Source organism: Flavobacterium sp. GSA192 (assembly GCF_006386525.1).
GTDB lineage: Bacteria > Bacteroidota > Bacteroidia > Flavobacteriales > Flavobacteriaceae > Flavobacterium > Flavobacterium commune.
In genome coordinates this window covers 43,616-58,212 of sequence record NZ_VAHC01000008.1, presented here as the reverse complement: position 1 = coordinate 58,212, position 14,597 = coordinate 43,616, and the positions used below count along the sequence as shown (strand labels likewise).

Here is a 14,597-nt window from a genome sequence, read left to right as displayed (position 1 = left end):
GATTTTGAGTTTATTAAAAGTATAATTTCTTAAAAATATTGATTTCAACCGTTTTTTGATGCATTTTGTCGAATTTTTTGGATATTCTTGATGCTTTATTTCTTACATTAGCATTGTGTTACCCCAATAATCTAATCTAAAAAGTACAGTATGGCAATAAATCTACTTTCTTTTATTAAAAATAATCTTCTAAAATTCTCTGTTTTTCTTCTATTTGTTTTATCTTCAAATAGTTATTCGCAATGTGCCGGAGAAGATAGCAGCGTTACTATTTGTAATATTCAGGATCCTGCTAACAGCAATATTAATCTTTATAACCTTTTAGGAGGTAGTCCGGCAGCGGGCGGAACTTGGATTGATAACTCAAAACCTCTGGAAGAAAGTATTTTTAATGGATTTTTAAATGCCCAGGCATTACGAAGCAGTGGTATTTATACCTATACCTATGTTCAGGATCCATCAAGTTGTGCTGATAACGAAGCTACGGTTACTTTAAGAATTGGCCCTTATGCGGGTGTTCCCAGTCCTAACGTTTCTACTTGTAATGATGTAGAGTCTTTTAATTTATTTCTTGCTTTTGATGGTACAAAATTAGCTCCACAGCAAAATGGAACATGGAGAAACAGTGTTACTAATGCACTTTTACCAGGAAATACAATTAATCCAAAAGCTTTAGGGGAAGGAAATTATTCCTATACTTATACCATCCCGGCTTTAGACAGCTGTCCTGAACAGTCAGCTACGGTTTTTGTAACCGTTTTTAGAAAACCATTATCCGGAACTCCTTCCAATTTACTATTGTGTAGCAATAATGATTTAACGTTGTATAGAAATGTAAACTTGAATGATCTTTTATCAGCAGAGGATGCGGGTGGGAGATGGACAGATGTTTCTGGAACAAATCAGATAACAAGTCTAGCAGATAATAGAATAGATGTTGAGAGTATTTATAATACTTTTGGAGCGGGAACTTATAATTTTACTTATACCGTTTTATCCTCAAATCCTATTTGTACTAATTCACAATCAACCGTTCAGATTGTTATTGAAGATCCATTGGATTTTACAGGAAGCACCCTGGTTGTAAATTCAGATATTTGTGAAAACCTTATTCCTACAGCAACTTACAATGGTATTTTGACCAAGGGGCCGCAAGCTATTCCTAATGGTAATTATGATGTTAGTTATAGTATTTCGAATGGAACTACTACAAATTTCATAACTGTTAATGGTAATTTTGTCAATGGCAATTTTGTTTTTGATATAGATGAGGATAAAGAGTATCTTCTAGCCGTAGGCAATTATACTTTTACAATAACAAATATTGTCAACACAGCCAGTCGTCGTGCTTGTACTAATATTTTAGGAACTATTTCGGATATTTTAAATATTAATCCTTTGCCAAGAATTAATAATGCTACCGTAACCATTGAACCAATATGTAAAGGACTGGATGCTCTGGTTGAAATTTCAGGAAATACTAATTTAACAAATGGAAATTACAGAATTTCATATAATCTTTCCGGGGATAATGTCGCTGCAAGTCAGCAAACGGATTTTACGGTTACAAATGGAGTGGCACAATTTTCAATTCCGGCTACTCTGATTCCGAATGTTGGGGTGAATTCAGTTTTGAATTTTACTAATATTATGAATTTAACCAGCGGTTGTTCAAATCCTGTGGCTTTATCAAAAGCTTTTACTGTTAAGTCATTGCCAAATGTTGCTGCAGTTGCTTTAAATGCAAATAATATTTGTTTGGGTCAGGATGTCAGTGTTCAGCTTTCCGGATTAGGAACTTTGACCAATATTACCGTTGATTATTCTTTAACAGATGCTAATACTCTGGCTAATCAAAATATTATCCTTACAGTTAGCGCAGGGAATGCCAGTTTTACAATTCCTGCTTCAGCTCTTGTAAATACAGGAAATACAACAATTACGCTCAATTCTATTTTAGATAATTCAAATGGTTGTAGTTCAGTTGTTTTGAATAAAACCAAAACATTTGTTGTAAACAGTATTCCTAATAATCCTGCTGCTAATAGTTTTAGTTTTTGTAAAAATGATGTAAGAACAATAGCTAATTTGACACCAAGCGGAGCGCAATACCAATGGTTTGATTCGGTTTCATCTACCACAGTGCTAAGTGCTTCGACAGTATTGGTTACAGGAACTTATTATGTAAAAGAAGTAAATTCAACTACTACATGTGAATCGGGGAGAACAGCAATTTCAGTAACTATTAACGAATTAGATGCAGTTGTATTGGATACTGATGGTCAAAACTTTTGCGGTTTAGATAATCCTACAATTCAAAACTTAAGTGACAGGGTTTCGGCTAATGAAGAATTAGTTTGGTTTGATGCTCTTGAAAATGGAAATCAATTGAGTGCCAATACAGCTTTAGTTGAAGGAAAAACCTATTATGCTTACAATTTTTCAAGTACAACTAATTGCTATTCGGACGCACTAGAAGTTACAGTTTCACTTTCAAACTGTGACGTTCCTGATGATTTCTTTATTCCCGACGGTTTTTCGCCAAACGGAGATCAAAAAAATGATGTTTTCAGAATTAAAGACATTGAATTTATCTATCCTGACTTTACTTTAGAAATTTATAATCGTTATGGGAATTTAATGTTCAAAGGAAATCGTACTAAAACCGAATGGGATGGTCGTAATTCAGATTACAAAATAGGGGTTGACGGAATAGCGCCTAATGGTGTTTACTTTTATGTTCTTCATTTTAATAAAGGAAATAAAAAACCAACTCAGGGAAGACTTTACCTAAACCGATAGCTGATTTTGTTACATTAAAACTAAACTTCGAATGAAAAAAATAATATTAAGTATCAGTTTTTTACTGTTGGTAATAAAAGTAGCTGCACAGCAAGACCCCGAATATACGCACTATATGTACAATATGAATGTTGTGAATCCGGCTTATGCCACCGGAACACAAGCCATGTTAGATTTGGGAGTTTTGTATCGATCGCAATGGGCAGGAGCCATAGGAGCCCCTAAAACGTTTAACTTTTTTGGGCATATCCCTTTGAATAAAAAAGTCGAAATGGGTGCTTCCATAATTTCTGATGACATAGGCGACGGAGCTTTAAAAGAAGATAATTTCTATGCTGATTTTGCTTATGTACTTGATGTGAGTACTAAGGCAAAGCTGTCTTTAGGATTAAAAGCCGGTTTTACTTCGTTTAAAACTAATTTTAATGGCTTTGTGTTAGAAACAGGCGATTCTTCTACCGATGAGGCATTCTCGGAGAATAGGAGTACTGTTTTTCCAAACATTGGTGTTGGAGCCTATTATTTTACCGATAATTATTATTTAGGATTGTCGGCACCTAATTTATTTTCGTCTAAGCATATTGAAGAACGCTCAGGAATTAATGCTTTTGGTTCTGAGAAAATTCATTTGTTTTTTACAGGAGGATATGTTTTTAATTTGTCGGATACCTTTAAGTTGAAACCGGCATTTATGACTAGGATGGTTCAGGGTTCGGCAGTTTCATTAGATCTTTCGGCTAATGTTTTGTTCAATGAAAAATTCGAATTAGGAGCTGCTTATCGATTTGATGATGCGGTAAGTGCCTTAATGAGTGTTAAGGTATCGCCAAGTATTAGTGTAGGTTATGCTTATGATTATACTACTTCTAATTTTGGACAGTTTAACTCGGGAACGCATGAAGTTTTTGTTTTGTTTAATATCGATTTGTTAGGCAAAGGATTTGATAAATCACCAAGATTCTTTTAATATGATAGCAATGAAAAGAATATATCTTATTTTAATTGTATTGACTTTACAATTTACTCAGGCGCAAACACAAGATTTACAAAGAGCCAAACGCTTATTTGAACGAACGTATTACAGCGAAGCAATTACGCTGTATGAGTCTATCATGATTAGCAATCGTTCTTTTGAAGTGGTTAAAAACCTGGCTGATTCCTATTATTATACCAATGATTATGCAAATGCGCAAAGGAACTATCGCTTTTTGATAGCTAGATTTGCTGAAAATCTTGATGCTGAATATTATTTTAGATATTCTCAAACCTTAAAAGCTTCAGGCAATTATGATGAGGCTAATAAAGTAATGCGTGATTATTTTTTGAAAGCCAACAATCAAAAAGCTATTGAAAATCTTGAAAAAGAGAATCTGATTCTGGAGAATATTTCGGCTTTAGGCAATCGTTTTGATATAAAAAATATGCCAATCAATACATCAAATTCTGAGTTTGGAGCAGTAAAATATGGCGACAAATTGGTTTTTTCGGCAGTAATAAGAAAGCCTTATACTTTTGAAAAAGTATATAAATGGAATAACGAAAGTTATCTCGATTTAATGTCGGTTTCGCTTAAAAATCCTAAAGCCGATTCAATTCGAAAATTTGCTGTCGAATTGGCTACACCTTTACATGAATCCAATGCGGTTTTTACTAAAAACGGAAACACCGTTTACTTTACCCGCAACAATTCTAATGATGGTGTAAGAGCTAAAAACGAAAATAAGGTTTCGACTCTAAAAATTTACAAAGCAGAATTAGTTGATGGAAAATGGCGAAATATAACGGCTTTACCGTTTAACAGCGATAATTATTCGGTAGAACATCCTGCTTTGAGTAATGACGAGAAAACCTTGTATTTTGCATCGGATATGCCGGGTTCTTTGGGGTCATTTGATATTTACAGTGTTGCTATTTTAGGTTCTGATTACGGAACACCAAAAAATTTAGGAGCAACTATTAATACCGATAAAAAGGAGCAATTTCCGTTTATTTCAAAACATAACAAACTGTATTTTTCGTCTAATGGTCATGCAGGTTATGGTTTTATGGATGTTTTTGTTTCTGAGATTAAAAATAACGATTTTGCGAAGCCGGTGAATATTGGTTTGCCGGTGAATTCAGGATATGACGACTTTTCGTTTGTAATAGATTCCGATACCCAGCACGGTTATTTTGCATCGAACAGAAAAGGCGGAAAAGGCGGAGATGATATTTATGAAATTAATGAAATTCAGCCTTTAGTGGTTGAAAATTGTATGCAGTACATTTCGGGAATTATTACTGATATTGACAGTAAACTTCCTTTAGCAAATACCAAAGTAGTTCTTCAGGACGCTAAAAATAAGGAAATAGAAAGCAGTATCACTTCAGCCGATGGACGTTTTTCTTTTACAGTAGATTGTGAAAAAAGTTATTCGGTTCAGGCTTCTAAAGAAATGTACACGAATGCTTCCAAATTCTTGAAATTGTACAAAGAAAGAAAAAAAGTGAATGATGCTTCGATGGCTTTAAAATCATTAGAAGTTATTAAAAAAGAAGAATTAGCGGTTATAGAACAAAAGAAAAATGAAGCTAAACTTCTGGCTGAAAAACAGAAAAAAGAGGCAGCAATTATTGCCGAAAAGGCAAAAGTTGAAAAAGAAGCTGCGGTTAAAAAAGCTATTGTAGAAGCCGAAATCAAGAAGAAAGAAAAAATAGCAGCTATTGTCGCTGCTGAGAAAGACGTAGTAAAAGACAAAGAAAGATTGTTGATTAAAACCGATCCTATTTACTTTGATTACGATTTATGGTACATTCGAAAAGAATCTAAACCTATTTTAAATCGAGTAATTGAATTGATGAAAAAATATCCGGATATGGTAGTCGAAATAGGTTCGCATACTGATAATCGTGGAAATGGGAAATACAATTTGGACCTTTCTTCTAAAAGAGCTAATTCTACAAGAGAGTATTTTATTAGCCAGGGAATTCCAGAAAAAAGAATTTTTGCCAAAGGTTATGGTGAATCAGTTCAAATAGTAAAATGTGAACCAAGTGAATCTTGCAGCGAAGAACAACACGAATTGAATAGAAGGAGTGAGTTTGTGATTAAGAATTTGTAAAAGTAATGTAGTTTGTATTTATATCTATATAGTATCTATACAATTATTCTAACACAATACTAATGAATATACAATCAAATTAAATATTTGATTAATGTTCAAAAGGTATCAAAGAAATATTGTTTTTCATTGATACCTTTTCTTTTTTTCGTCCCTTCTTGACGATATTTATTTAGGAGATTTAAAAAAACTTCTATTAAAAGTTAATTAATAATATCATAATTCTGAAAACTGCCAGTAATCAAAATTAAAGAGTTCATGAGGTTTTCCACCGTGAAATATAAAATATATATCATGTATGCCGATAACGGGTTTTACATCAACGGAATGTTTTTTCCAATTTCCCCATTCACCTGTGTAGGAGGTATTTAAAATCCCTAGTAATTCTCCGTCACGAGAATCTATTCTTATTTCTATCAGGCCACCTTGATACCTACTGGAAGTAGTGGCTAAAAATTTATTAGGTCCTTTTTTTCCAAAATCAACATTTCTTACCTTTATGTAATCATTATCATTGATGGAGGTGATAAAGTTTCCAATCTTTTTATCACTTTCAGAAGTAATACCTTCGGACCAAGCTATGGTTTCGGCTTCATTTTTTTTATATGGGTTTAATGTGGCAACCGCTTCTTGTATGCCATTTGTCATTTTCATTTCAGGTATAGTACCATCTTTATTGTACTTAAATTTTTCAATACATACTGAACGACAATAGCTATGCCCTCCTGGAAGTCCATCATTGTGATAGAAAAAATAAGAATTCCCTTTATAGTCGATAATTCCTGGGTGGTTTGTGTTGCTGCCTTTTTCCAATGGCATAACGACTCCTTTGTATGTCCATGGACCTGTTATGCTTTTACTAGTTGAATAATGAATATCTTCTGGAAAGCCCGAAGCATAAGTCAAGTAATACAGTTTGTTGCGTTTATGTATCCACGGAGCCTCAGTAAAACCTTTTCCAAATATCGATTGATCATTTTTATTATAAGCAGTAATCGGACCATTAATTGAAACCATATCGTCGTTTAATTTCGCCCAATAACATACACCATTTCCCCAATATAAATAAGCTTGACCATTGTCATCTATAAAAACCGTTGGGTCAAGATCATCATAAGAGTGTTTGGCATCTGTGGTCATGTTGTTTGTTATGAGAGCTTTTCCTAAGGCATCTTTATATGGCCCATAAGGGCTGTCTGCTACGGCAACTCCAATAGAAACTCCCCTGACATTTTTGTTCATGGTAGAAATGTAGAAGTAGAATTTCCCATTTCGTTCGATACATTGTCCAGCACTGGCATCGCCAACTGACCATGAAAAATCACTTGTTTTTAATGGTGCGCCGTGATCTGTCCAGTTAACCATATCGGTGGTTGTGTACAAGCGATACTCTCGCATAAGGTATCTATTGGATGGAGCATCTTTTTCATCACATCCGACAAAAAGAAATACGGTATCTTTATATACCATTGGTGCAGGATCGGCTGTGTATTTAGTTTGTATTATTGGGTTTTGGGCTATCGTAATTTGATAAGCCATTAAAAATAGTCCAAGTAAAATAATTTTTATAGCACTAAAAAATTTCATAATAAATATTGTTAATTTAAAATAATAATAATAGTTCAAGGTTTTCTCAATTCTACAAACGTAGGTTTATTTCTATCGGCTCTAATTCAAATCTATATTTCAATTTAAACCCAACAACCTGAATAGAAGAACGGCCTTGTTCAAAACCGTTCTTTTTTATATCCGTCCCAACTTTCCCTGGGTGTGGAAATAATATAAATAAGCAAGTTTGTTATTGATGATAAGATTACCTAATTAAGGTTACTTGTAAAGTTGTAAAATCCAGAACCAATCTCGTATACAGCTTTTCCACTTTCCATTCTCAAAAATTTGACTCCATCCGACTGAGTAGTTCTTTTACCTTTTTTGATAACTTTTTTTTCTTTTAAAGCTGGTACATAAACTGTTGCTGTGGTGTTTGCCGGAATAGTAATATTGAGCGTAAATTTACCATTGTCTCGTTTCCAGTCGACGGAAATAAGTCCGCTAACAGTCTCATAAGAACCTTTAACCCACTTAAGGTCGCCTACAGGGTTAGGGTTAATAATTGATTTTCGAAAACCGGCACCGTCTTCTTCAACTCCTATCCCTAATAAATCGTGGAAAAACCATTCGTTAATTTGACCAGACATGAAATGATTTTGCGAGCCAAAGCTACCCACGCCGGCATCCCATTTTTCGGTTAGGGAAGTGGCCCCTTTCTTAATTTGATAGCCATATCCGGGCTTTTCGGTCTGATTATTCATATCGTATATGACGTCTGAATATCCTTCCTTTGCCAATGCACCCAATAAAAATCGATAGCCAACTTCCCCAGAAGTAAAGGAGTTGCCCTGGCTGCGAATGTCAGAAACTAGTGAGGTAATAAGCTTATTGCGGTTTTGAGGATCTGTAATATTCAAAAATAAAGGCATTGCAAGTGTAGTGTTTGATCCTGTTGCATAAATACCTTTGTCGGATTTATAGAATTCTTTGTTGAATGATTGACGAATGTCTTCAGTGCGTTGTTGATAAAACTTAGCATCGTCGACCTTTCCTAGAATTGTGGCTATTTGTGCCATAATTTGATTATCGTAAAAGAAAATTGCAGTTCCGGTGAATGATATCGGAGTTAATTGAGAACCCCATGCCGGTTTGGGACCAATGTCGTACCAATCGCCCAATCCAGCGGTTATGATGTTGTTTTTGGCGGATGAATCAAGAAAAGCGACGTACTGTTTCATTTTATCGTAATAGCGGTTGAGCAGTGATATATCGCCGGAGAAAAGGTATTGTTGCCACGGGACAATAATGAACGAGCTGCCCCATTCTACCGAGTTGCGAAATCCATTGTTGATGTCTTTTACCGCATAAAAATACTCGGGTGCAATGTTTGGTATTAATCCATTATCCAATTGAGAATCGGCCATGTCGTTCATTCCTTTTCGGAAAGTGGGCAGTAAATCAAAATTATATCGAAGCGAAGGCCCATTTAGGTGGTATTGCTCCAACCAGCTTTGTTTTTCACGGTGAGGACAATCGGTCATTATCGACATCATATTGCTGCGTTGGGCCCAACGAACTAAACTATAAATGCTGTTAAAAAGATTATTGGAACAGGAAAACTTTCCTATTGGTTCTGCAGAAGAATGCACTACCACTCCATTAAGCTTTTCGATAGTTGGCAAAATGCTTTCATTTTGGGCTGGAAATAATTCCACTTGCAGATAGCGTCCGCCTTGATAGAAAAACTTTGGGAACCATTTTTCGGTTTGGCGTGACGAAATGGTGTATTGCCACCATGCCGGACGCACACCGCCCTGAGTCGCAGAAGTTCTGTCCACAGTGCCATCTGGTTTTAGAAGCTCTGAAGGAATAATGCGTACATAAGCACCTGGATTTCCTTTTATGCTGATTTCGGGCATAATCGAAGCATTCTGACCAAGGTCGTACACCCAGAGATTGGGCTTTATCTTATTTATTTTAACCGGGTTTAATGGTTCAATGGCTTTAACTGGAGAAGATGAACAGGACAAACCTTTGAGTTTTCCTCCTGTTCCTTCGCGTTCAATTGCCTGATTCCAATGTTGGTCTGCTTTAAATGACGGCTGATCCCATCCCTGAGGTTCAAGCCGTGCATCGTAATCTTCGCCTCCAAAAAAGTTTGAATAGGTTATAGGGCCTGTACTTACCTGCCATGTTTTATCAGAGCAAACCGTTTGAACAGTTCCGTTTTCGTATTCGAGACGTAATTGGACAATTGCTTTTAAAGGTCCATAGGAATTTAGAAATTTTACATATCGTACTGCGTCAGGTTGAATGTTATACATGCCATTTCCAAGAATAAGACCGATAGCATTCGAACCTGTTTTGATTTGTTGGGTAACATCGTATGTATCATAAAGGACCGTTTTGGGATAATAGGACCAACCGGGAGCCATAATATAATTGCCGACTTTGCTTCCATTAATAATCATTTCGTATTGACCTAGACCGCTAACATGCACAACTGCCCTTTTAAGGCCAGATTGGGATGCAAACTCTTTACGAATAAGCATAGAGGAAAAATTGGGGTCTTCAGGTTTGGGATTAAAAGCGGTAAACTCGGCGAAGTCAAGTTTTAAATTAAAATCCGTTTTTGCAGACTTGTATAAATGGGCATACTTTTCTGCACCAACAGCCGAAATCCATTTAGCTTTCCAGTCTTCATCATTAATTATTCCCATGGTCCATTGCGATGGCTCGCTCCATTTGGATTCAATTCCTTTTTCATCCCAAACCTTCACTTTCCACCAATATTGTTGACTTGATTTTAAAGGTTTTCCGACGTATGTGATTTGTCCCATCTGGGAAGATTGTATTTTACCGGAATTCCATAAGTCACCCTCATCCTTTTTAAGATTTTCGAGCGACGAAGCTACTAATACAGTATAAGTCGTTTGGCGCATAGCACGTTGCTTCACATTGGTTTTTATAGTCCAGCTTAAAACAGGATTAGAGATATCAATACCTTGTGGATTTGTCCAAAAATCGCAACGGAGATTAATAGGGGTAGATGAAGCAAAAATACTTAATGTAAAAAAATGCAATATCAATATTATAAGCTTGTTAAGTCGATTCATAAATATTTTATTTACTTATTATTAACTCAGAAAAGTTATCTGAAGCCAAAAATTAATTTAGCTGAAATTCCTTTTTTTTAATTATATCAAACACGTGGGGTGTAATTCTGTTTAAATAAAAACGAAACACATAGACACATAAAACTTAATAGCAAATCGTTAAAGAACTAATAAAAGTGGCACTATTTTTCATATAGATTGACTATGTCAATAGTAAAACGTCTATCAAGTTCTTTTAAAAACTATAAATTCTATGTCTCTATGCGTTAAAAAATATTTGCACCCGATGCGTTATACCAATTAGAAATATATAAAATAGTTTTTTAGCTAACCTCACCTCAACCCTTTCCACACGAGCTACAGCGTACTGACTCAGCAAAAGAGTGGGAGTAAAGATGATATTATATATTTCTAAACGATATTAGTTCTCAGGTTAATTTTTGAAATTGGATTTTTATTCCGGATTATCAAGTTGAATTAAAGTCGGAATATTACGGTTTGCCACTATCCATCCATCTTTCAGCTTTAACTCAACAACCTGAATAGAAGAACGACGTTGTTCAAAACCGTCCTTTTTGGTATCCTCGCCAACTTGTCCAGGGTGTGTGAAATAATAAAAATAAGCATGGTCATTACTAATGACCACATCCCCATGACGTGCCGTTGCTATATCGTCTCTTCCTGAGCCCGAACCTTCAGGCATCAACGGACCTCCGGGTTGTTTATCCCATTTTTCTGCATCAACTGATCGTAAAGTGGTGAAACCCTTGCCGTCACAGAGTATCATCCAATAATAGTTTTTCCATTTAAACACGGCAGGCCCTTCACCTTTAATGGACATGACTAGTTTAGGCTCAGACCAATCTTTTAAATTACGGCTTTCTAAGTAGTAAAATGTTGAAGAATGGTTGTTAGGGTCTTTGTAATACATACGCCATACACCATCCGGCATTTTAATAACGTCGGCATCATAACTTCCAACAGGTAATTTAAATCGGCTTTGATAATTCCAATCACGGAGATTATAACTGCTTAGATGGTCAATAGATCCGGGAACTACACCCCATCGTTCGGCAATTCCAGCTTGAATACTCAGAAACATGTGCCATTTTCCATCGTCACCATAAATCACATCAGGTACCCACAATGTAGCGTTTTCACCACCAGCTTCAGCAGGAAGATTTGGAAAATTAGCATTGCCAACATAGCTCCAGTTAGCACCATCTTCCGATTCGGCAATGCCAATTGGGGTCTTAAACACCCAGCTTACTCCCGGCAATTGGGTTTCGGTAGCTCGGCGATTTGTATAAAGCATCCACCATTTTTTCTCAATAGAGTTCTATATTACAACAGGGTCAGCTGCTCCATCATAAACCGGATCACGAAAAACCGGTTTTGGAGCTAAAACACCTTCAGTATAAATGAAGTTGTTAAATTTTACCGTTTCATTCCCTGTAGCTACCAGACCTGCACGTAAGGCATAAAATCCACGGTAGTTATTATGATGTAAACCAGATACGTCAAAGTGTTCTTTTATAGTTTCCCATTTCAAACCATCTTTGCTTATTTGTAGTGTACATTGGTTTTTTTGGTTAATGATTTTCAGGAATAGGTGTTTTCCGTATTTGTTAGGCAATGTTGAGACTTCTTTTGCTTCATTATAAATTGTTATGTTTTTTTCGTTAGCTGTAAAACTGGCAAATGCATTTTCGCGATAATATAAAATAAGCCCACCAGTTCCGCCGTTTTCAAGAGTAACTTCGGTTTGTATTTGGTAATTTTTGCCTGGAACTGTTATTAATAAATTACGGCCATTTGCTGGAGAATCACTTTTGCCTTTTAAATAAAGGCTGTTGTTTTTTAGTACAATATCCTCCTGAGTATATCCTCCCCAGCTTGTCCATTGAATCCCCAGTTTTTTTGAAGAAAAATCATCAGATAAATTCATTCCTGCGAAAGTAGGGTTCGCTTTTAGAGGTTCGCGGGTTTCGTCCAATTGAAACCATCCGTCTTTTGTCCATTTAATGGGATCTATAAGTGTATGTCTACCCAGTGTATAAGCTTCTTTATCGTAAGCATGATATACGATCCACCAATTTCCCTGCGGATCATCAACAAGAGTACCGTGACCTTTTGACCACCAATCTTCGCTTGCTGAATAAGTATGAACAATTGGGTTATTTGGTGAGTTTTCCCATGGTCCTTTTGGGCTTTTGGAACGGGCGGAAACTACCATGTGACTTGTAGCGGGACCAGCAGTGCCTCCCTGTGCACTTGTAAGATAGAAATAACCATCTTTAAAGGTGAGTTTGGGAGATTCAAGACAAAAACATTCTGTTTTCCATTCTTTTGGATATTTCCATCCCTCATAAACATTGAATAGTTCCCCCACAGTAGCTAATCCGTCATCAGTTAGTTCAATCATAGACCCTTTACTTAAATGGAGATATCGCTTTCCGTTCGTATCAACTACATGTCCTGGGTCGATATTTTTAACTTTTAAATCAATAGGATCACTCCAAGGGCCCGCAATGTTATCAGCCCATATTACCCAGTTGGTTCCAGCGGAAGGATAATAAATATAATATTTGTTTTTGTATTTAACCAGGTCAGGTGCATAAGCAGAACCTTTTACTTTAGTCATGGTTCTGGTAAGTGGTTTCCAATCGATAAGATTGGTTGAATGCCAAATCAAAAATCCAGGGGAATATACAAAAGCAGAATGTGTCATGTAGTAGTCATTGCCGTCTCTAAGAATAGTAGGGTCGGCATAGTCTCCTTTTAAAATTACCTGCGGGTATTTTTGGGCAAAAACACTAAATGAGAAAAGGATTAAGCAGCAGCCAATAATCCAATTTTTAGCTAAATTCATTTTATTTGTATTTTAAATTAAAATTTCATTTTTAAATTCCATTTCGAAGCTAGTTTTTCAGCTTCAGCTTTAGTAATTTGAATTACTGTAGGATGTTTTGGTATAGAGAAGTTGACAGCTTTCATAACTCCTTCGTTAAAATGGCCTAAGTAGGTGAAGCTTTTGAAATCGGAAGTTTCACTAAATCCGAAATTATGTGGATTGACACGATACACATCGTAAATAAGTACCCATTTATTTTCTCCAATACGTTTAAAAACCGTTGGTGCTTCGCAACCTACTTTTTCACCATCACTACGTCCTGGAATAAGTTGATAGCCTTTATTAATCGAGTCAGAAACAGCTTGCTCTATATGAGCACCTCCATCGTGTAAAACAAAAAACATGTGGTATTTGTTGCCAATTTTTGTGATATCCGAATCGATGTATTCCACATTATTTGGGTATTCAAAAATAGGTTTGGGCAGGGTTTCCATTTGGGTAAACTCTTTGTTCATATAGGTGTAATATACTTTTGCCTTGTCGTTGCCAAAACGCATGGTAAAGTACATCATAATTTTTCCTTTGTCTTGGTCAAAAATCAATTCGGGTGCCCAAGCACAACCAATGTTTGTCAATTCAGGGAAAGCTGTATCGACTCTAAGTGTTGTATGAGACCAATGGATCAAATCAGGAGATTTCATTAGAACTAAACTACGGTTGTTTCCCCAGCCATAATCTTTAACATCTCTTTCCCACTGCTCTTTACGATATCCCGCTTTTTGCCCGTAGACATGCAAATCAGTCAGCGCCATGTAAAACATATTATCAGGTCCGCGCATTATATGAGGATCTCTAATTCCTTTTTGGATAGCAATAGTGTCTCCCAAAATAACAGGATTCCCATTGTTTACATCTGTAAAAGAATAACTATCGGGACTAAGTGCCATGTGGATACTATGGTCACTATCTTTAAAGTAAACCATTAAATAAGCCTTCATGTCTTTTTCTGAAGGGATTTTTGAAGTTTTTGGTCGAAAACAGGAGGTAAGCAAGATAACAGCAAGTGCTGTGTACAAGAATTGGTTTTTCATCATTTTTAATGTTTTTTTCATGCTACGAAGTAACATTATTCACCAATGATTGGAGCGTAAAATGGTTGAAAAAAACAACAAA

At 35.9% G+C, this 14,597-nt stretch carries 8 protein-coding genes; 3 read left to right on the top strand and 5 right to left on the bottom strand.

Going from position 1 to position 14,597, the window contains the following annotated elements:
* The first annotated feature begins 150 nt into the window (after positions 1-150).
* From FDM27_RS15620 to FDM27_RS15610, 3 genes are read left to right on the top strand one after another with little or no spacing between them, the layout of a single operon-like run.
* Complete coding sequence (locus FDM27_RS15620) at positions 151-2,802, top strand: gliding motility-associated C-terminal domain-containing protein (protein ID WP_140487880.1); 2,652 nt, start codon at positions 151-153, stop codon at positions 2,800-2,802.
* 31 nt (positions 2,803-2,833) lie between these two features.
* The gene (locus tag FDM27_RS15615) at positions 2,834-3,769 is read left to right on the top strand and encodes a type IX secretion system membrane protein PorP/SprF (RefSeq protein WP_071183286.1); all 936 of its coding nucleotides are present in this window, start codon (positions 2,834-2,836) and stop codon (positions 3,767-3,769) included.
* Between the two features lie 10 nt (positions 3,770-3,779).
* Positions 3,780-5,903, top strand: coding sequence for an OmpA family protein (locus FDM27_RS15610; RefSeq protein WP_140487877.1), 2,124 nt, complete (start codon positions 3,780-3,782; stop codon positions 5,901-5,903).
* Between the two features lie 216 nt (positions 5,904-6,119).
* Here the strand turns inward: FDM27_RS15610 and FDM27_RS15605 are convergent, their stop codons facing one another.
* The 5 genes from FDM27_RS15605 to FDM27_RS15585 all read right to left on the bottom strand — a co-directional run bounded on the left by FDM27_RS15605 (position 6,120) and on the right by FDM27_RS15585 (position 14,518).
* Positions 6,120-7,442, bottom strand: a complete 1,323-nt coding sequence (locus FDM27_RS15605) for a glycoside hydrolase family 43 protein (protein ID WP_181161691.1) — start codon at positions 7,440-7,442, stop codon at positions 6,120-6,122.
* 278 nt (positions 7,443-7,720) lie between these two features.
* Entirely contained in the window at positions 7,721-10,570 is a 2,850-nt protein-coding gene (locus FDM27_RS15600; protein WP_140487872.1) for a family 78 glycoside hydrolase catalytic domain, read from the bottom strand.
* Between the two features lie 454 nt (positions 10,571-11,024).
* Positions 11,025-11,885, bottom strand: coding sequence for a family 43 glycosylhydrolase (locus FDM27_RS15595; protein WP_140487870.1), 861 nt, complete (start codon positions 11,883-11,885; stop codon positions 11,025-11,027).
* A 24-nt stretch (positions 11,886-11,909) separates the two neighbouring features.
* Entirely contained in the window at positions 11,910-13,442 is a 1,533-nt protein-coding gene (locus tag FDM27_RS15590; RefSeq protein ID WP_140487868.1) for a family 43 glycosylhydrolase, read from the bottom strand.
* Positions 13,443-13,459: 17 nt separating this feature from the next.
* Positions 13,460-14,518, bottom strand: coding sequence for a glycoside hydrolase family 43 protein (locus tag FDM27_RS15585; RefSeq protein ID WP_140487866.1), 1,059 nt, complete (start codon positions 14,516-14,518; stop codon positions 13,460-13,462).
* Between the last annotated feature and the right edge of the window lie 79 nt (positions 14,519-14,597).

What these genes read in the sequence shown, in the direction of transcription:
- FDM27_RS15610 (WP_140487877.1), top strand. Translation starts at nt 3,780, where the DNA reads ATGAAAAGAATATATCTTATTTTAATTGTATTGACTTTACAATTTACT.
- FDM27_RS15605 (WP_181161691.1), bottom strand. Translation starts at nt 7,442, where the DNA reads ATGGCTTATCAAATTACGATAGCCCAAAACCCAATAATACAAACTAAA.
- FDM27_RS15590 (WP_140487868.1), bottom strand. Translation starts at nt 13,442, where the DNA reads ATGAATTTAGCTAAAAATTGGATTATTGGCTGCTGCTTAATCCTTTTC.
- FDM27_RS15600 (WP_140487872.1), bottom strand. Translation starts at nt 10,570, where the DNA reads ATGAATCGACTTAACAAGCTTATAATATTGATATTGCATTTTTTTACA.
- FDM27_RS15595 (WP_140487870.1), bottom strand. Translation starts at nt 11,885, where the DNA reads ATGCTTTATACAAATCGCCGAGCTACCGAAACCCAATTGCCGGGAGTA.
- FDM27_RS15585 (WP_140487866.1), bottom strand. Translation starts at nt 14,518, where the DNA reads ATGATGAAAAACCAATTCTTGTACACAGCACTTGCTGTTATCTTGCTT.
- FDM27_RS15615 (WP_071183286.1), top strand. Translation starts at nt 2,834, where the DNA reads ATGAAAAAAATAATATTAAGTATCAGTTTTTTACTGTTGGTAATAAAA.
- FDM27_RS15620 (WP_140487880.1), top strand. Translation starts at nt 151, where the DNA reads ATGGCAATAAATCTACTTTCTTTTATTAAAAATAATCTTCTAAAATTC.